This is a genomic window from Candidatus Venteria ishoeyi (genome assembly GCF_030378065.1).
In the GTDB taxonomy this organism is placed as follows: Bacteria; Pseudomonadota; Gammaproteobacteria; order Beggiatoales; family Beggiatoaceae; genus Venteria; species Venteria ishoeyi.
On sequence record NZ_JAUCGJ010000031.1, the window covers coordinates 1 to 19320 of the forward strand.

A 19320-nucleotide genomic window follows, 5' to 3' on the forward strand; every position below is an offset into this window, starting at 1 on the left:
CAGGATTTTTATTCATTTTCAAGGCGTGAAAACAGGCGCATAGCCAGCTATGTAACTGTTTTCGGAACGCAGAAAATGGAGAAAAAGACCAGCCAAGTTGCTGAAGTTATAAAATTCTCGCTCCTAAACAGCCCTTTTTTTAAAATAATATTATTTAGATTTTTAAAAGACTTTATCCTTTTTAAAAAAACCTTTATACTACAGGGTTTACGCGAAAGTGGCGGAATTGGTAGACGCGCTGGCTTTAGGTGCCAGTGGGGTAACCCGTGAGAGTTCGAGTCTCTCCTTTCGCACCAGAATTCCTTAACACCCTGAGTTGGCTTTTATAGGCTCATTACTCAGTCAGCAACCGAGCCAAGAGGTAATCATGCAGGTATCCGTAGAAATCAATAATCTTGAATGTCAAATGACCGTGGGCTTGCCCCGCACCCGTTTAGACACCGCCATGAATAAGCGGTTGAAAGAACTGGCACGCACCACAAAAATCAATGGTTTCAGACCGGGTAAATCACCTATTCGCCTGATTAAACAGCGCTTTGGCAAAGAAGTCAGAAACGAAATTTTAGGCGAACTGTTTAACGAAAGTTTTCAGGAAGCGATCACTGAAAAAAATCTGCGCCCTGCGGGCATGCCTGATGTGAAATTTGAAGATGAAACCGGTAACAGCGAAGAATTCAGCTATACCGCCAAATTTGAAATTTATCCTGAAGTTGAAAATATTGCTCTGGACGGTATTCAGGTTGAAAAATCTGTTGCTGAAGTCACAGAAAACGATATTGATAAAATGGTACAAAAATTACGCCAGCAGCGTCAAACCTGGGAAGCTGTGGAACGTGCCGCAGAAAATGGCGATCAACTGGAAATTGATTTTGTCGGTACCCTGGAAGGTGAAGAAGCACCTTTTGAAGGCGGCAGCGCAAACGGTCATCATCTGGAACTGGGTAAAAATCAGTTTATTCCTGGCTTTGAAGAAGCTTTGGTTGGTGCCATGCCAGGTTCTGAGCAAACTGTGGCACTACAGTTTCCTGAAGAATACAACGCCGAAGCTCTGGCAGGTAAAAATGTCAGTTTTAAAGTGACAGTGCATCAGGTTAATGCCCCATCATTACCTGAGATTAATGAAGATTTCATTAAAGCCTTTGGCGTGGCTGACGGTACTATGGACTCTTTTCGCGCAGAAGTGCGCAATAATCTGAGCCGTGAGTTGGAAGCAAAATTAAGCGCCAGCCTGAAACAGAATGTGCTGGATGCTTTGCTGGAAAAAAATGAAATCCAGGTGCCTAATGCAGCGGTTACTTCCGAAGCTGAGCAACTGAAAAAGAATATGGAAGCAGAGTTTGCGCAACAGGGTATTCAGGCTGAGCAACTGAGTTTAACCGTAGACCAGTTCAGAGAACGCGCAATAACCCGGGTTAAACTGGGCATTTTGATGGGTACCGTGATTCGCCAGGAAAACTTTACCCCAGCGCCAGAAAAAGTAAAAGCTGCTGTTGAAAAATTGGCCAGCACTTACGAGCACCCGGAATCTGTGATCTCCTGGTTCTATTCTGATCCGGCTAATCTGCACGATATTGAAGCCTCCGTACTGGAAGATCAAATTGTGGACTGGGTATTGGAAAAAGTTGAAGTCTCTGAAGTTGCAAAAAACTTTGCAGAAGTTATGGAACCTGAAGCTGAAGCCGCAGTCGCTTAAATAACCCGAGTTCGATGTAAGCTTCTTTTTGCGCTGATGGCGCAAAAAATCGCTTCCATCTCATGCTAAGTTTTTGATAGTCACTGCTGGATTCCAGTATTTTTGGATAAAATATCTTATATCTAACTCAGGTTAAATACTATTAATTTTATTTTGACCTATACCAGACCTTCCAGGTTTTGAAAACCTGGAAGGTCTTTTAATAAAATAACAGGGACGCTTAAGAAATGGCATTGGATATTCAGGCAGCAGGCGGCTTAGTGCCAATTGTGGTTGAGCAATCAGCGCGTGGCGAGCGCTCATATGATATTTATTCACGTTTGCTCAAAGAGCGCGTTATTTTTCTGGTGGGTCAGGTTGAAGATTACATGGCGAATCTGATTGTTGCCCAGTTATTGTTTCTGGAATCAGAAAACCCGGAAAAAGATATTCACTTATATATCAATTCACCTGGTGGCTCGGTAACTGCGGGTATGGCTATCTATGACACCATGCAGTTTATCCGCCCCAACATCAGCACCTTGTGCGTTGGTCAGGCCGCCAGCATGGGCGCTTTACTGCTGGCAGCCGGTGAAGCAGGAAAACGCTATACCCTGCCTCATGCGCGTATGATGATTCATCAACCCTTAGGCGGTTATCAGGGGCAGGCAACAGATATTGATATTCATGCCAGGGAAATGCTACAGGTGCGTGATCGTTTAAATAACATCCTGTCCAAACATACTGATAACCCGTTAGAAAAGATTGCGCAGGATACTGAACGGGATAATTTCATGGATGCAGAAACCGCCGTTGAATATGGCCTGGTTGATGCTGTTATGGATAAACGCGAAACTTCCACTTCCTCTTGATTCAGAATAGGGGCAGGCTTTTTTGAGAAAAAGAGGTACAGCATAACCATGAAAGCCTTTTTGAACTGGTTAAAAAAAGCCTGGAATTTTCTGACATATACTGTTCAATGTATACGTTATTATAAAAGTATTCAGCGAACCGGAGCAGATATGTCAGCAGGGCAGTTGGTTGATGCTATTTTTCATAGGTGGGGGGGTATCCTTAAACCCATTCAGGTTCCTTATGAAATAAGGCTATTTTCAGAACTGGTAGAAAAAAATCAACCACAAACGGTACTTGAAATTGGTACAGCAAATGGCGGGACACTATTTTTATTTTCTCGCCTGGCAGACAAAAATGCTCATATTATCAGTATCGATCTGCCAATGGGACTCATGCGTCTCTATTTTTTTATACGTTTACTTTTTTTTAAGAGCATCCCCCTGTCTGGGCAAACATTAAATTTGTTGAGATCAAACTCACAAAAACTTATCACAAAAAAGAAAATTGAAAAAATACTCAATGGTAAAAAAATAGACCTGTTGTATATTGATGCCGATCATTCCTATGAAGGTGTCAAAAAAGACTTTGAGCTATATTCTCCATTAGTTACGCCCGGCGGTATTATTGTATTTCATGATATAGTGCATCATCCCTCAGGAACCACCGCCCATCTAGCGGAAGTTGATCGTTTTTGGAATGAGATCAAAACCCAGTATCACTGTGTGGAAATTGTTGAAAACTGGAATCAATGGTGGGCGGGTATCGGAATTTTGACAAAAAAGCACTTGAACCCGAATATTCCAAAATGCAATAAAGTTATATAACATATCAGAAAGTGTAGCTTGTCTTTATTGATGAGTGACACAATATTCAGACAACGATTTAACCAGTTATCCAGAAAATTTATGCGAGAGGAAATCGACCAATGAGTGACAGCAAAGATAAATCAGGTGATGACGAACGCCTGCTGTATTGCTCTTTTTGTGGCAAAAGTCAGCATGAGGTGCGCAAGCTGATTGCCGGTCCCTCTGTATTTATCTGTGATGAATGCGTGGAGCTGTGTAATGACATTATTCGTGAAGAAATTCAGGATGAAGTCAATACTGATACCGGGCAGCATCTACTGACCCCCAGAGAAATCAAAGAAAAACTGGATGATTATGTCATTGGTCAGGGTCATGCTAAAAAAATCCTCTCTGTTGCCGTTTATAATCACTATAAGCGTATCGCTTCTGAAGTCAAAAAAGACGATGTGGAACTGGCTAAAAGTAACGTATTGCTGATAGGCCCCACCGGTTCCGGTAAAACCCTGCTGGCAGAAACACTGGCGCGCTTGCTGAATGTACCTTTTACCATTGCCGATGCCACTACCTTAACCGAAGCCGGTTATGTGGGCGAGGATGTGGAAAACATCATTCAGAAATTGCTGCAAAAATGTGATTATGATGTTGAAAAAGCGCAAACCGGCATTGTCTATATTGATGAAATCGACAAGATTTCCCGCAAATCGGATAACCCTTCCATCACCCGTGACGTTTCCGGTGAAGGCGTGCAGCAGGCGCTGTTGAAGCTGATTGAAGGCACGGTCGCTTCAGTGCCACCACAAGGTGGGCGCAAACACCCACAACAGGAATTCCTGCAAGTAGATACCTCCAATATGTTGTTTATTTGTGGCGGTGCTTTTGCCGGTCTGGATAAAGTCATTCGGGATCGTACTGAGAAAAGTGGTATCGGTTTTTCTGCGGAAGTTAAAAATAAAAATGATAAGGTTGCGCTCAGCAAGCATCTGGATAAAATTGAACCAGAAGACCTGGTGCGTTATGGTTTGATTCCAGAATTTGTAGGTCGCCTGCCTATCACTGCGGTCTTAAAAGAACTGAATCAGGTGCAATTGGTGCAGATTCTGACCCAGCCAAAAAATGCACTGACCAAACAGTATGCGCATTTATTTGAAATGGAAGGCGTGGAACTGGAGTTTCGCGAAGAAGCCTTGCAGGCCGTGGCGAAAAAAGCCATGGACAGACATACCGGTGCGCGTGGCTTACGCTCCATTTTGGAAAATGTTTTATTAGACACCATGTATGAATTACCTTCCATGGATAATGTCGTGCGTATCGTCACTGATGCGGCTGCTATTGAAGGTGAATCCAAACCGCTTATCGTCTTTGAAGAAAATGAGCGCATGGAAGCCTAGTACAGCAGCAACATTCTATTGCCGGGCTTCATAGCAAAGACCTGACAGGTTTTTAAAATCTGTCAGGTCTTTTTGAATCCGGCTTTATATTCATTCTTTTACACACTTGGCAAGCTAATCCGAAGCAAACAGCCTTTCCCCTTGCCTTCACTAAACGCTTCAATATACCCCCCCATTTCGCCAATATAATTGGCACAGGAATGCAAACCAAAACCATGACCATTAGTTTTGGTGGTATAGCCATGCTGAAAAATATGGGTTAAACGATCTGGTGCAATGCCTTCGCCATTATCAATGGCATCTAGTACCACCCAATTATTTTTTTCATACAGGCTAAAGCTAAATTTACGTTGGCTAACCGGCGTGACGCGTAATGCCTCTTTGGCATTGCTCATCAGATTATTAATCACTTGATGGAGTTTGGCGCGTTCACCCCGCACGGGAGGCACATCCTGAAGTTCAAGTTGCAACTGGATATGATATCGGTTCAGAGAGTCACTCATCAGCTCAGTGGTTTCTCTGAGCACCTGCCCCATGTCAAAGCACTCTTCAAAATTGTCTGCTTTCGCGTATTGCTGCTGGGTGGCGATGATAGATTTAATCAGCTCTATATTACGCTGCATACGGCTGTTATCAGTTATTAATGCCTGATTTTCCACAGCCAGTACATCCCCCAGTTTTTGTAATAATTGGGGTATCAGTCTGCCTTTGGGGTCTTGCGTGCAAAAAGCTGTGATGTCGTTTTGATGGGCTTGTAATAAGCTCAGCGTCTGTTGCAGCAATGGCAGTTTCGAGCTTTGCAGCATATCTGCGCTATGTTGACTGGCAACATTAACACTGTTAATGACATTACCAATATTATGCAGCACGTTAACAGCGACTTCAGCCATGCCCGCAGCCCGAGCCGCCTCAACCAGTTGCGCCTGTAACTGCTCTAACTCTTTAGTACGTTCCCGAACTTTTTGTTCCAGGTTTTGATTCAAATCACGTAGCTCAGTCTGCGCAATTTCTAAATCAGTATTATTAAGCTCCAATTTATGCCGATGCTCAAGTATGCCCAGGCGCATTTTTTCAAAACTGTGGCTGAGTTCGCCAATTTCGCTGCGGCTGCGAATCGCTATTTTCTGGCTATAGTCCCCTTGCGCAATATGTTTGCTGGCTTTGGTCAGCTTTGCCAATGGCAAGGTGATTTTTGCCGCCATTTGCAACGTAGCAAACAGGCTGGCAGCCACTGCAATAGCACCAACGACAAACAACACTATTAGCATTTTAATGGTTGAAAGGTGCGCTTCCTGGCGTTCCTGCTCCAGTGTGGAAACCATGCTGTGGGTGGAAAAACCGTAACGAATGGTGCCTTCGCGTTGTTCATCCAGCATGACCGGCGCGGCAAACTCATAAATTGCAATGTCTTTATAATCTCCAATGCGATGAGCGGTTTTTTGAATTTTCCCGGCCCACAATGCAAAGGGATCATCCAATGTCACGCGCTCCTCAACCACACCATCAGGATACCTGGGGTTAGCAAATACCCAGGGCTGCCTATACTGATCCATGTAAATGCCATAAACAATATCCTGATGATTCGCCACGGTATCAGCAACCAAACCCTGAATCGCACCAAATGCATTATCCGCCACCATTTCTTTCAATGCATGACTGTTATTGCTTGCCAACACCAAACCCTGTTTGATGAGGGTGCTGCGAATGTAATCTGCCGTGCGCTCAAGACTTTTCCGGGTGTCAGAAAAGCTGATTAGCGCAATCAGCAGGATGATACAGAAAAAAGTTGTCATCAAAATGACCGTAAAACGCTCAAACAGCGACTGGCGTATGCTTTTAGTTTTCATATTTTTAGTTGGTAAGGAGTGAGGATAAAATAAATACAGGAACTGGGCACAGGATTTTTATTCATTTTCAAGGCGTGAAAACAGGCGCATAGCAAGCTATGTAACTGTTTTCGGAACGCAGAAAATGGAGAAAAAGACCAGCCAAGTTGCTGAAGTTATAAAATTCTCGCTCCTAATGCAATAATGAACACCTATAATGATACTGTCTGTTTTTTAATCCAGCGACTTATTCCATACAGATAATTATAAAAAAACAGGGGATCACCATGATAACGCTTACACCGCAATTTTTCTCTTTTGGGCTGCTGGCATTGCTTTTTACGATGCCAAGCGTCCAGGCGCAAAAAGTCATTGATGCTGACATTGAGCAGGAAATCTCTCTGGAAGGCTTGTATGAACTGCCTCTGGTTGAGATTGCCAGCGGCATCGCCACTTCGCTGGAAAAAGCCCCCGCCGTGGCTTCAGTGATTACCGCAGCCGATATTAAAGCGATGGGCGCAATCACCCTGGCGCAGGTGCTGGAATCAGTGCCGGGGATACATCCACGGCCTTCCACGCTGACGGCTGCCACGCCATTTTATGTGCGCGGACTCTACAGCACACAAAATCCGCAGGTTTTGATTCTGCTTAATGGTCATCGAATTTCCAGTGATGTGAATAGTGGTATTTATCCTTCAGATGCCAGAATTAACGTTAAAAACATCAGCCGTATTGAAGTCATTCGCGGTCCCGGCTCTGCCATTTATGGCGCGGATGCTTATGCCGGGGTAATTAACATCATCACTAAAACGGCAAAAGAGCTGGATGGCTTTCATGTTGGTGGACGCGCAGGCAGTTTTGACACCAAAAATACCTGGCTACAATACGGTGGTCAGATAGGCAAGGGCTGGAATCTGGCGCTTAATCTGGAACACGCGCGGGAAGGTCTGGATAACAGCAGGGTTGTGAACGCGGATGCCCAGAGTAATCTAGACAAGATGTTCGGTACCACAGCCTCACTGACACCGGGGCCACTGAATTACCGCTATAAAACCACCACCTATAATCTCCATGTCAATAATAAACATTGGTCTATCGGCGTGGATGGCTGGTCTCACCGCGATATTGGTTCCGGGCCGGGTGTCGCACAGGCGCTGGATCCCAAGGGCTATACCGACATTGATCAAACGCTGTTCAGCCTTGAATATCAAACTGAAGACTGGTATCCCGGCCTTAAATTCAACGCCGCCATGAGTTATCAGCAAATAAATGCTCAATATAACTTAAATATATTTCCATCAGGTACGCTGGCATTGATTGGTACAGATGGTAATTTGTTCACTCCGCCGTTCAACCCGGTATTATTTACCGATGGCGTAATAGGCAACCCTGGGCGGGAAATAGAAACCCCGCAACTGGATCTCACTTTTCTCTATGATGGCTGGGCCAGCCACACCTGGCGCTTGAATCTGGGTTGGAAAAAAGAGCAGGTAAAACTGAATTCAAGTCAAAATTTTGGGCCGGGTGTGATTGATGGCAGCATCTCCCCCATTGACGGTAAACTGACAGATATCACAGGGACACCTTATATTTATGGTACAGATGAAAGCCGCAGCGTATATCATCTGTCTTTGCAAGATGTCTGGTATTTATCACCGGACTGGACTTTAACCTCCGGCTTGCGCTATGACCATTATTCCGACTTTGGCTCCACCGTCAATCCCCGGCTTTCTCTGGTGTGGCAGACAAACCCACAACTGACCAGCAAATTGCTGTACGGACGCGCTTTTCGTGCCCCTGCTTTTGTTGAGTTATATGGGCGTAATAACCCGGTTGCATACGGCAACCCCAATCTTGACCCGGAAACCATCGACACCTATGAACTGGCTTTTTCTTATCTGCTCCGCCCTGAACTCAGACTGGGACTGAACCTTTATCGTTATCAGGCCAGTGACATGGTGGATTTTGTATTAAATCCCGATGGCACCAGCACCGCGCAGAATCACACGGACTTAACCGGACAGGGCGCGGAACTGGAACTGGACTGGAAAATTAATGCACAATGGTTATTACGTGCCAATTACGCCTGGCAAAAAACCACCAATGATGCCACCGATGGACAACTGCCTTATTTGCCACGGCAACAATTCTACCTGGATGCGCGCTGGAAATTTATGCCGAACTGGCAGTTGTCCAGTCAGTTAAGCTGGGTGGCGGACAGGGAGCGCGCCAGTGATGACAAGCGTGATGCCACAGATGATTACACCCTGGTGAATCTGAGCCTGCAGCGGGAGAATTTTGCCAAACACTGGGATTTCAGCGCCACGGTAAATAATGTATTTAATACTGATGTCCGCGAGCCGAGCAGCACTTCGATTCCTGATGATTACCCAATGAACAAACGCAGCGTGTACGTCGGGCTGGAATATCATTTTTAATGGAAATTTTTAAAAGTTGGTCAGGCTATGGTGAATACCTATAATAATTAATATCTGCTCCTTAGGAGTGAGAATTTTATAACTTCAGAAACTGGGCTGGTTTTTTTCTCCATTTTCTGCGTTGTGAAAACAGTTACATAGCTTGCTATGTGCCTGTTTTCACGCCTTGAAAATGAATAAAAATCCTGTGCCCAGTTCCTGCACTTATTTCATCTTCACTCCTTAATCAGATGACTGGCTCAGTATATACAAGTCTAAAAAACAGGTGTTTACCATGACAATGCGTATGCTTCAACTTTTCTTTTTTGGATTGTCGATACTGCTTTTTACGATACAAGGAGTGCAGGCACAAAAAGTCGTTGATCCTGACATTGAGCAGGAGATCTCCCTGGAAGGTTTGTATGAACTGCCACTAGTTGAAATCGCCAGCGGCATTGCCACCTCCCTGGAAAAAGCTCCGGCGGTGGCCTCGGTGATTACGGAAGCAGATATTAAAGCCATGGGTGCAATAACCCTGGCTCAGGTACTGGAATCCGTACCTGGGCTGCATCCGCGCCCTTCCTCACTGGTGCCAGCCACGCCATTTTATATGCGTGGACTCTACACTACACAAAATCCGCAGGTTTTAATTCTGCTCAATGGCTATCGTATTTCCAGTGATATTGCCAGTGGCGTTTACCCTTCAGCGGCCAGGATTAATGTTAAAAATATCAATCGCATTGAAATAATCCGGGGTCCGGGGTCTGCTATTTATGGCGCGGATGCTTATGCCGGGGTGATTAATATTATCACCAAAACGGCTAAAGACTTAAACGGGCTTCATGTTGGTATACGTGCCGGTAGTTTTGAAACAAAAAGTGCCTGGCTGCAATACGGTACGCAGATAGGCAAGGATTGGAGCCTTGCTTTTAATCTGGAACACACGCGGGAAGGTCTGGATAACAGCCGGATTGTGAACGCAGATACCCAAAGCAATCTGGATAAATTATTCGGCACCACAGCTTCGCTGGCACCTGGTTCTCTGAATTACCGCTATAAAACCACAACTTATAACCTCCATGTCAATAATAAACATTGGTCTATTGGCATAGATGCCTGGTTACACCGGGATATTGGTTCTGGAGCTGGCATCGGGCAAGCCCTGGATCCCAAGGGAAATTCTAACATCAATCAAATTTTGTACAGCCTTGAATATCAAACTGAGGATTGGCATCCTGACCTTAAATTTAATGCTGCCATGAGTTACCAGCGGATCAGCTCACAATATACCCATCGTATATTCCCGCCGGGAACGCTGGTGCTTATCGGTGCAGATGGTAATTTGTTCACCCCGCCATTCAACCCCGTATTATTCACTGATGGCATAATAGGCAACCCTGAGCGAGAAATAGAAACACCACAACTGGATCTCACTTTTTTGTATGACGGCTGGGTCAGTCATACCTGGCGTTTAAACCTGGGCTGGAAAAAAGAGCAAATAATATTAAAAGAAAATAAAAATTTTGGACCGGGCGTGATTGATGGCAGCCAATCCCCCATTGACGGCAGACTAAGCAATGTCACCGGCACGCCTTATATTTATGGCATGGATGGAACGCGCAACACATATTATTTATCTTTGCAGGATGTGTGGTATCTGTCACCGGACTGGACTTTAACCTCTGGCCTGCGCTATGACCATTATTCTAACTTTGGCTCCACCTTCAACCCCCGTCTTTCTCTGGTATGGCAGACAAGTCCGCAACTGACCAGTAAATTACTCTATGGACGCGCTTTTCGCGCCCCTTCTTTTTCTGAATTATATGGCCGCAACAATCCGATTATTTATGGTAATTTCAATCTTGATCCGGAAACCATCAATACCTATGAACTGGCTTTTTCTTACCTAATCCGCCCTGAACTCAGATTGGGGCTGAATCTCTATCATTATCAGGCCAGTGATATGGTAGATTTGGTATTAGATCCCGATGGCAGCAGCACCGCGCAGAATTATACGGATTTAACCGGACAGGGGCTGGAGCTGGAACTGGACTGGAAAATTAATACGCAATGGTTATTACACGCCAACTACGCCATGCAAAAAACCACCAATGACATCACTAACAGGCAACTGCCTTATTTGCCCCGGCAGCAGTTTTACCTGGATGCGCGTTGGAGATTTATGCCGGACTGGCAGTTGTCCACCCAGCTCAACTGGGTGGCGGATCGGGAACGTGCTGCTGACGATGAGCGCGATGCCACGGATGATTACACCCTGGTTAATCTGAGTCTGTGGCGGGAGAACTTTGCCAAACACTGGGATTTCAGCGCCACAATCAATAATCTATTTAATGCCGATGTCCGTGAGCCGAGCAGCGGCTTAATTCCCGATGATTATCCCATGAACAAACGCAGCATGTACATCGGCCTAGGATATCACTTCTAATGACTATTGAATCCGTATCATCAGCACCTGTTCCGGTACTGGTCGTAGATGACAACCAGGGCATACATGATGATTTTTGCCTGATATTAACTTCGGAGTCTCATGACTCACGGCAGGATGCTGAGCTAGACGATCTGCTGCAACAAGTTCTGGACGTTAAAAAAAACCAGTCCCCGCATTTATCCTTTACCGTGGCTTCCGCCTATCAAGGAGAAGAAGCCCTGGCAATGGTGGAACAGGCACAGGCAGAAAACCGGCCTTTTGCTGTAATTTTCATGGATATGCGTATGCCGCCCGGATGGAACGGGCTGGAAACCATTAAACATATCTGGGAAAAATATCCTGATATCGAAATGGTGCTGTGCAGTGCTTATTCTGATTTCAGTTGGGAAGAAATTCAGGCTGAACTGGGGGATACCCACCGCTTATTGGTGTTAAAAAAACCTTTTGACACTATGGAAGTGAAACAAATCACCCTTTCTCTGGCAAAAAAAACCGATTATTATCTCACATACCGCAATTATGTTGAGAAGCTGGAACAGGCGGTGCAGCAGCGCACACAGGAACTGGAGCAGGCCAGACTTGCCGCAGAACAGGCCAAAGAGCAGGCGGAACACGCAAACCGGGCGAAAAGTGTGTTTCTGTCGAATATGAGTCATGAGTTACGCACACCGATGAATGCCATTCTTGGTTTTGCACAATTAATGCAGCGTGATTCAAAGTTAGATGCTGAACAACGGGAATATCTGGCAACTATTAACCGCAGTGGTCAACACCTGCTGGCTTTGATTAACGACGTGCTGGAGATTTCCCGCATCGAAACCGGGCGCAACGAACGGGTAGAGCATATTTTTAATCTGAATGAATTGCTTGCCGGTGTTGAAGAAATGATTCAGGTGCGCGCAGTGACGAAACAACTGATACTGCGTACTGAGTATGGTGATGGCTTGCCGGGTTATGTACTGGGTGATGAGAACAAATTACGCCAGATACTCATTAATCTGCTGGGCAACGCAGTCAAGTTTACCAATAGCGGCAGTATTACGCTGCGCGTCACGCTTGAGGCCGGTAACCAGCAACACACACATATTGGTTTTGCCATTGCCGATACCGGTATTGGTATTAAACCTGAAGATCAGCAATGTATTTTTGAACCTTTTATACAAACGGAAGCAGGAGAAAAACAAGGAGAAGGCACCGGTTTAGGACTGGCAATCACCCGGGAATTTGTACACTTACTCGGTGGAGAGCTGGAATTGAAAAGTAGTCCGGGTAAAGGCAGCCGCTTTTTTTTCGAACTCCCCATAAAATTGGTGGATCAGGCTGGCTTGCCGCCAGCCATAAAAAACACACAGGTGGTTGGACTGGCTGAGGGACAATCTGATTTTCGGATTTTGATTGTTGAAGATAAGGCCGACAACCGTTTATTACTGCGCCGCTTACTAGAACAAACCGGGTTCCAGGTGCATGAAGCCAATAATGGTGAAGAAGCAATTAAGCAGTTTCAACAGTGGCACCCGCATTTAATCTGGATGGACATTCGTATGCCGGTGATGGATGGCTATGAAGCCACAAGACGAATTAAAGCCATGCCACAAGGCAAACACACCGAAATCATTGCCCTGACCGCCAGTGCTTTTGAAGAAGATCAAATGTCAGTCATCGCCGCAGGTTGTAATGGCTTTGTACGTAAACCCCTACAGGAAGAAGAAATTTTTCAGGCCATGGAAAAAGCCCTGGGGGTGCGTTACCTTTATGAAGAAGTATTAGGAAATAACGCACAAATGGAACGTATCCAACTCACGCCTGAAGTTTTTTCAGTATTACCGCAAGCCTTAATACTCGCGCTTGAAGAAGCCGCAATCCGCCTGGATTCTGATGAATTAAAACAAGTCATTGAACAGGTACATGTCAGTGCGCCGACATTAGCCAATACCTTAAATACGCTGGTGAACGAGTTTCGCTTTGACCTGATTGTGACGGCTTTGCAGGATGCCCATACCGAACAAGATACACAGTAGATTTTGCATACGACTTTGAAGGACGGGAATACAGTGTGTTGTAACCTCTTGTTCCACCTCGTTCCCAAGTTCTACTTGGGAATGCCTACCTCGCAAGCTCCGCTTGACCAGTACTGGAAACAGGGCTTCCAATGCCTATGCTCCCAACAAAGACACTGAAGAACAAGGTGTAACTTTCTGTACTCAGGGGGACTCACTGCGCATAGAGTGAATAACTAAACAACCACCCGCTAAAAGACGGGGGGGGTTAGAGCGTTTGGCGGCTGAAAGCCGAGATACAGGGCGGACAAGCCCTGTTGTTTAGCCCCAACGGGGCGCATTAATATAGCCAGGGGTAACACCCCTGGAATTGTATCCGTGTCATTCTCTACCCTGGGGCGCTGCCCCACTACCATTAACTTAGGAGCGAGAATTTTATAACTTCAGCAACTTGGCTGGTCTTTTTCTCCATTTTCTGCGTTCCGAAAACAGTTACATAGCTTGCTATGCGCCTATTTTCGCGCCTTGAAAATGAATAAAAATCCTGCGCCCAGTTTCTGTATTTATTTTATCCTCACTCCTTAAGAAAATATTCAGCCAGCCCCAAAGGGGTATAACATACCAGCCCAGGGCAACGCCCTGGGTGTGTAATGTGATGATACCAGAGCCCTGAAAGGGCGATACATAAATGACGCGCCCTCTGATGTATCGCCCTTTCAGGGCTCTAATTCAACAAAATAACCTGCCTGGGGCGCTGCCCCAGGCTATATTAAAATACCCCTTTGGGGTGTTAGCGCTAAAACCCATATTTTAAGTTTTACCGTTAAACATTAGAGATAAATCTGTTCGCCTGAAAGGCGAAGGTTTTAACCTTGTGCATGGAAAATAAAAATTAATATCACGATTAGTGCGGCAAAATACCAACCCAGACGCACCATGCCTTTGGCAATGCTAACCATTAAATCTTTTTCCGGTGGTATGGCTTTTTTATGCTTGGCTTGGCGGTGACTTTTTTTAGGTGGTGGCGGAGATTTTTTATCTCGCACCCGCTGCGCCAGAATGCGTTTCTGGTAAGCGCGGCGCTGCTTAGGATCAATCAGGGTGTTGGCAGCCTGTTTAAAGGTATTGGTTTTGAACAAAGCAATTTTTTCCAGCGTATGCGCGCTGGCATCGGCTTTCAGCCCAAAATACTGATGATCTTTGCGTGCCAGGGCTGCTTCAATCTCATCAGTTTGGGTTTTGAGCCGTTCCTGAATACGCTCTGGCGGGTCGGTCATGGATACCGCTAATAATTTAAGCGGATCTTGTTGGGGTTGTTCGCTGTCCATTGATTAATAGTGTTAGTAGTTACATAGGAAAAAGAAAAAAACTAACTCACATTACACCTCGTTCCCAATGTCTTCGTTGGGAACGTATGCCTTGGGAATGAGGGGAATTAAAACCAGCGTGAAGCAAAAGCGGTTTTTTTGCATTGCAAACCTGCAAAACCTGCAAAAAAGAAGCTTTTGCATAACCCCAATTTTATTTGGAAAACTGTCGCTGGCGCAGTACTTCAAACAGGCAAACGCTGCTGGCAGCGGAGACATTGAGACTTTCCACCTGCCCCAGCATGGGAATTTTGACCAGTTGATCACAGGTATCCCGCGTCAAACGGCGCAGCCCTTTTTCTTCCGCGCCCATGACCAGCGCCATCGGCCCGGTCAAATCCGTTGCATACAGTGTTGCCTGCGCTTCACCAGCCAGTCCCACCAGCCAGATACCCTGTTCCTGTAAATTGCGTAAGGTGCGAGCCAGGTTGGTCACGGTGATTAAAGGCACGTTTTCAGCACCACCAGAGGCGACCTTGCGCACCGTGGCGTTCATGCCAACGGCACGATCTTTGGGAATAATCACCGCGTTGACCCCGGCAGCATCCGCGCTGCGCAGGCAGGCACCGAGGTTATGCGGGTCCTGCACGCCATCAAGCACCAGTAATAAAGGCACTTGCTCCTGCTGTTCAAGTTGCTCTAATAACCAGAACTCATCTTTTTCAGCTTCGGCTTTGCAGCGTAATACGATGCCTTGATGATTGCCCTGCTCAGCCAGTTTATCCAGGGTTTTACGAGCCACCCATTGTGTTGGCAGGCCGTTGTGCTGAATTTCTGCCAGAATTTTATCCAGTTTTGGGTCGCTGCGCCCTTGTTGTAAATACACTTCCAGAATACGCAGGGGATTTTTTTGCAAAACAGACAAGCTGCTGTGCAGTCCAAACAGGTACTCAATATTTTTCTGGGGATGTTTGCCGCTCATTGGATTTAATGCTCAGGGTTTTCAGCGTCAGGATCATTTTTATGTGGTTGCAGGATTTCTTCTTGAGGCGGGGCTTCGCATCCCATCATCATTGCCAGTAAGCCTGCAATTTTCTGGCGCATTTCCTGACGACTGATAATTTGATCAACCGCACCGTGCGAGAGTAAAAACTCACTGCGCTGGAAACCTTCCGGCAGGGTTTCACGCACGGTTTGTTCAATCACGCGGGGGCCAGCAAAACCAATCAAGGCATTCGGCTCGGCGATATTAATATCGCCCAGCATGGCGAAACTGGCAGAAACGCCGCCCATCGTGGGATCGGTTAATACGGAAATAAACGGCAGTTTTTGTTCCTGCATCTTGGTCAATACCGCGCTGGTTTTTGCCATTTGCATCAGGGAAAATAAAGATTCCTGCATTCTGGCACCGCCACTGGCGGAAAAGCACACCAGAGGAATTTTATGCTGCATCGCGATATTGGCGGCGCGGACAAATTTTTCACCAACCACCGCGCCCATAGAGCCGCCCATGTAGCCGAATTCAAAAGCCGCTGCAATCAGCGGCACGCCCAGCACTTCACCTTGAATGGTAATCAGCGCATCTTTTTCTCCGGTATTTTTTTGCGCAATCGACAGCCGCTCTTTATAACGCTTACTGTCTTTGAATTTCAGCTTGTCTACCGCAGTCAGATTTGCGTTAAGCTCTTCACGCTTGTCGGCATCCAGAAAATGCTCCAGCCGTTGCCGCCCGGAAATGCGCATATGATGGTTGCACTTAGGGCAGACATTCTGGGTGCGTTCCAGTTCCGCGCGATATAACACGGCCTGACACATGGGGCATTTGCTCCAGATGCCTTCCGGTACTGAACGCCGCGTTTTGGCATCAGTGCGAATCCGTGCCGGGATTAGTTTTTCAAACCAGCTCATTGATTTAACTCCAAAATCAGTGTGAAACAAAAAACGTAGGCTTTTAGCCTCCCCGCCTTGCAGGCGGGGGGACTGCTCGTGCCAAATTTGGCTTAAGTTAATGAGCGCTTTATTCTAATCAAAAGGATGCTGGCGAATAATGGTTTCGATGCGATCCGGGCCGGTGGACACAATATCAATCGGCGTATCTAACAGGCTTTCAATTTTTTCAATATAAGCCCGCGCATTTTCCGGCAGTTCATCATAAGATTGTACGCCGATGGTGGATTGCTGCCAGCCCGGCATTTCCATATAAACCGGTTTGCATTTTTCAAAGGCTTCAGCGCCGGTTGGCGGCTGATCAATTTCTTTGCCTTCATATTCATAAGCAATACAGATTTTGATGGTTTCCAACTCATCCAACACATCCAGCTTGGTCAGGCAGATACCGGTAAAGCTGTTGTTAAGACGTGCGCGGCGCAAGGCAACGATGTCCAGCCAGCCACAGCGGCGCTGTCTGCCGGTGGTCGCGCCAAACTCATGGCCTTTTTCGCCCAGATGTTGACCAATATCATCAAATAATTCGGTTGGGAACGGGCCTGCGCCAACGCGGGTGGTATAAGCTTTGGTAATGCTGAGGATATAATCAAAATATCCCGGCCCCAGGCCGCTGCCTGTTGCTGCGCCGCCTGCGGTGGTATTGGAGGAAGTGACAAAAGGATAAGTACCCTGGTCAATATCCAGCAAGGTACCCTGCGCACCTTCAAACAGGATGTTTTTACCGGATTCCAGATAACCCGCCAGTTGTGCCGGTACATCGGCAATCAGTGGCAGTAAACGCTCACGCATGGTCATGGTTTCAGCTAAGACGGCTTCCACATCCACCGCCTCGGCTTTGTAATAATTTTCCAGCATGTAGTTATGATAAGCCATAACTGTGCGCAGGCGATTTTCAAAATGCTCAGGATTGAGCAGATCGCCAACCCGCAGACCCCGGCGTGAAACCTTGTCTTCATAAGCAGGGCCAATGCCACGACCGGTGGTGCCAATTTTGTTTTTGCCGCGTGCAATTTCCCGCGCCTGATCCAAAGCCACATGATAGGGCAGAATTAAAGGGCAGGCTTCACTGATAAACAGGCGACCTTGAATGGCAATACCATTTTTTTCCAGGGTATCAATTTCTTCCAGTAAGGCTTCAGGTGATAACACCACGCCGTTACCAATAAAGCAGGAAACATTATCACGTAAAATTCCAGAAGGAATTAAGTGTAAAACCGTGGTTTTGCCATCAATTACCAGGGTATGACCTGCGTTATGTCCACCCTGAAACCGGCTGACTGCGGCAGCGCGTTCGGTCAGCAAATCAACGATTTTTCCTTTGCCTTCGTCTCCCCACTGGGAGCCAATGATGACAACGTTTTTAGCCATGTTCTTCTCGCTTTAGATTTAAGTTGTTTAATCAGGTTCGCAAAATCTAAAAAAAGACTTTTGCTAAACCAAAATTCAGAAATTATACCGATTTATAAGAAACCTTAGTCATCAATTGCTTGTATCACCCAATTACCATCCTGATACACCAGGATTTGTTCACACCCCATGTCTTGGGCGCTGGCTTCCTGGCTGGGCAGACTCTGCACCACAATGTGACCTTGTTCGCGTAATTGCTGGATTTGTTGCACCTGTTCTGCCTGATGTGCCAGGTCGCTGATAGGCGCAAAAATTTTCTGGCTGCGCTTGTCACAGGCCATAAATGAAACCAGGGTAATCAAATCCGTACTAAAACCAGTTGCCGGTCGGGGATGTCCAAAGGCTTCGCCGATGTGGTCATAACGCCCACCCTGCGCAATGGCCTGACCATGTTCCGGCACATAAGCCGAAAAGACTGCGCCCGTGTGGTAACTGTAACCACGCAATTCCGCTAAATCCACATGCAGGTTCTGTTTGGACAAGGCGGTTGCAAGGGTGCGCAAATCATCCAACGCGGATAACACCACATCACCCGCCGCTTCAAACACCTGTTCGGCTTCACTGAGCACTTCCAGGCCGCCGTGTAATTCCGGCAGACGCGAAAGCATGGTATGCAGGGTTGGATGAATCTGCCAGTCTGATAACAAGGCATTGATTTCGGAGAGTGCTTTGCGTTGCATGGCATCGAACAAACGGTTTTCCTGTTCGTCATCAAGCTGGGCTTGTTTGCACAACTCCCGATAAATCGCCACATGCCCCAGGTCGATATAATAATCTTCTATACCGGTGATGCGCAGTGTTTCCTGCATCAGTCGCAGCACTTCAATATCCCCGGCAATGCCGGGATAACCATAAAGCTCCGCCCCCACCTGCAACGGTGTGCGGCTATGGGAAAAACCATCAGGACGGGTATGCAGCACCGTACCCAGATAACAAAAGCGGTTGGGCGCTTCGGTTTTCAGTTGATGCGCATCCAGCCGTGCTATCTGCGGGGTAATATCTGCGCGTATCCCCATCAGGCGACCAGTAAGTTGGTCGGTCAATTTAAATGTTTGCAAATCTAAATCTGCACCCGCGCCACTTAATAAAGAATCCAGATATTCAATAAACGGCGGGAAAATTAATTCATATCCCCAGGAGGTATAAGTGTCCAGCAGGCGACGCCGCACCTGTTCCAGACAGGCGGCCTGTTGCGGCAGCAGTTCATGCACGCCTTCGGGTAATAACCAGCGATTAACAGTGGGCATAA

13 protein-coding genes and 1 tRNA gene are annotated in these 19320 nt (G+C 46.4%); 8 read left to right on the forward strand and 6 right to left on the reverse strand.

The window, feature by feature from the left end; genetic code table 11:
* Window positions 1–211 precede the first annotated feature (211 nt).
* The 5 genes from QUF61_RS11395 to clpX all read left to right on the forward strand — a co-directional run bounded on the left by QUF61_RS11395 (window position 212) and on the right by clpX (window position 4721).
* A tRNA-Leu gene (locus tag QUF61_RS11395) sits at window positions 212–296 on the forward strand.
* Between the two features lie 71 nt (window positions 297–367).
* The gene (tig, locus tag QUF61_RS11400) at window positions 368–1693 is read left to right on the forward strand and encodes a trigger factor (RefSeq protein WP_103921800.1); all 1326 of its coding nucleotides are present in this window, start codon (window positions 368–370) and stop codon (window positions 1691–1693) included.
* Window positions 1694–1920: 227 nt separating this feature from the next.
* Window positions 1921–2544, forward strand: coding sequence for an ATP-dependent Clp endopeptidase proteolytic subunit ClpP (clpP, locus tag QUF61_RS11405; protein WP_289681772.1), 624 nt, complete (start codon window positions 1921–1923; stop codon window positions 2542–2544).
* 48 nt (window positions 2545–2592) lie between these two features.
* Window positions 2593–3351, forward strand: a complete 759-nt coding sequence (locus tag QUF61_RS11410) for a CmcI family methyltransferase (protein WP_289681773.1) — start codon at window positions 2593–2595, stop codon at window positions 3349–3351.
* A gap of 101 nt (window positions 3352–3452) precedes the next feature.
* A complete protein-coding gene (clpX, locus tag QUF61_RS11415) occupies window positions 3453–4721 on the forward strand; it encodes an ATP-dependent Clp protease ATP-binding subunit ClpX (RefSeq protein ID WP_103921802.1) in 1269 nt (422 codons plus the stop codon).
* 98 nt (window positions 4722–4819) lie between these two features.
* Here clpX and QUF61_RS11420 read toward each other — a convergent pair whose 3' ends face one another.
* Window positions 4820–6568 carry a sensor histidine kinase gene (locus QUF61_RS11420; protein WP_103921803.1) on the reverse strand — a complete coding sequence of 583 codons (1749 nt, stop codon included), beginning with the start codon at window positions 6566–6568 and terminating at the stop codon, window positions 4820–4822.
* A gap of 266 nt (window positions 6569–6834) precedes the next feature.
* Here QUF61_RS11420 and QUF61_RS11425 point away from each other — a divergent pair, with 266 nt between their 5' ends.
* From QUF61_RS11425 to QUF61_RS11435, 3 genes are all read left to right on the forward strand, one after another.
* Window positions 6835–8985, forward strand: coding sequence for a TonB-dependent receptor plug domain-containing protein (locus tag QUF61_RS11425; protein WP_289681774.1), 2151 nt, complete (start codon window positions 6835–6837; stop codon window positions 8983–8985).
* Between the two features lie 274 nt (window positions 8986–9259).
* A complete protein-coding gene (locus QUF61_RS11430; RefSeq protein WP_103921805.1) occupies window positions 9260–11410 on the forward strand; it encodes a TonB-dependent receptor in 2151 nt (716 codons plus the stop codon).
* A complete protein-coding gene (locus QUF61_RS11435; protein ID WP_289681775.1) occupies window positions 11410–13431 on the forward strand; it encodes a response regulator in 2022 nt (673 codons plus the stop codon). The genes QUF61_RS11430 and QUF61_RS11435 overlap by 1 nt, the downstream gene beginning before the upstream one ends.
* Window positions 13432–14276: 845 nt before the next feature.
* Here the strand turns inward: QUF61_RS11435 and QUF61_RS11440 are convergent.
* The 5 genes from QUF61_RS11440 to QUF61_RS11460 all read right to left on the reverse strand — a co-directional run bounded on the left by QUF61_RS11440 (window position 14277) and on the right by QUF61_RS11460 (window position 19318).
* Window positions 14277–14738, reverse strand: a complete 462-nt coding sequence (locus QUF61_RS11440) for a hypothetical protein (RefSeq protein WP_289681776.1) — start codon at window positions 14736–14738, stop codon at window positions 14277–14279.
* A gap of 193 nt (window positions 14739–14931) precedes the next feature.
* Entirely contained in the window at window positions 14932–15699 is a 768-nt protein-coding gene (gene rlmB / locus QUF61_RS11445) for a 23S rRNA (guanosine(2251)-2'-O)-methyltransferase RlmB (RefSeq protein WP_103921809.1), read from the reverse strand.
* A gap of 5 nt (window positions 15700–15704) precedes the next feature.
* Window positions 15705–16625 carry an acetyl-CoA carboxylase, carboxyltransferase subunit beta gene (accD, locus tag QUF61_RS11450; RefSeq protein ID WP_103921810.1) on the reverse strand — a complete coding sequence of 307 codons (921 nt, stop codon included), beginning with the start codon at window positions 16623–16625 and terminating at the stop codon, window positions 15705–15707.
* Window positions 16626–16739: 114 nt separating this feature from the next.
* Window positions 16740–18032: an adenylosuccinate synthase gene (locus QUF61_RS11455; protein WP_103921811.1), complete on the reverse strand. Its 1293-nt coding sequence runs from the start codon at window positions 18030–18032 to the stop codon at window positions 16740–16742.
* A 104-nt stretch (window positions 18033–18136) separates the two neighbouring features.
* The gene (locus tag QUF61_RS11460) at window positions 18137–19318 is read right to left on the reverse strand and encodes an ATP phosphoribosyltransferase regulatory subunit (protein WP_103921812.1); all 1182 of its coding nucleotides are present in this window, start codon (window positions 19316–19318) and stop codon (window positions 18137–18139) included.
* Window positions 19319–19320 lie beyond the last annotated feature (2 nt).

Coding starts and splice junctions, on each gene's coding strand:
- tig (WP_103921800.1), top strand. CDS start 368: ATGCAGGTATCCGTAGAAATCAATAATCTTGAATGTCAAATGACCGTG.
- clpP (WP_289681772.1), top strand. CDS start 1,921: ATGGCATTGGATATTCAGGCAGCAGGCGGCTTAGTGCCAATTGTGGTT.
- QUF61_RS11410 (WP_289681773.1), top strand. CDS start 2,593: ATGAAAGCCTTTTTGAACTGGTTAAAAAAAGCCTGGAATTTTCTGACA.
- clpX (WP_103921802.1), top strand. CDS start 3,453: ATGAGTGACAGCAAAGATAAATCAGGTGATGACGAACGCCTGCTGTAT.
- QUF61_RS11420 (WP_103921803.1), bottom strand. CDS start 6,568: ATGAAAACTAAAAGCATACGCCAGTCGCTGTTTGAGCGTTTTACGGTC.
- QUF61_RS11425 (WP_289681774.1), top strand. CDS start 6,835: ATGATAACGCTTACACCGCAATTTTTCTCTTTTGGGCTGCTGGCATTG.
- QUF61_RS11430 (WP_103921805.1), top strand. CDS start 9,260: ATGACAATGCGTATGCTTCAACTTTTCTTTTTTGGATTGTCGATACTG.
- QUF61_RS11435 (WP_289681775.1), top strand. CDS start 11,410: ATGACTATTGAATCCGTATCATCAGCACCTGTTCCGGTACTGGTCGTA.
- QUF61_RS11440 (WP_289681776.1), bottom strand. CDS start 14,738: ATGGACAGCGAACAACCCCAACAAGATCCGCTTAAATTATTAGCGGTA.
- rlmB (WP_103921809.1), bottom strand. CDS start 15,699: ATGAGCGGCAAACATCCCCAGAAAAATATTGAGTACCTGTTTGGACTG.
- accD (WP_103921810.1), bottom strand. CDS start 16,625: ATGAGCTGGTTTGAAAAACTAATCCCGGCACGGATTCGCACTGATGCC.
- QUF61_RS11455 (WP_103921811.1), bottom strand. CDS start 18,032: ATGGCTAAAAACGTTGTCATCATTGGCTCCCAGTGGGGAGACGAAGGC.
- QUF61_RS11460 (WP_103921812.1), bottom strand. CDS start 19,318: ATGCCCACTGTTAATCGCTGGTTATTACCCGAAGGCGTGCATGAACTG.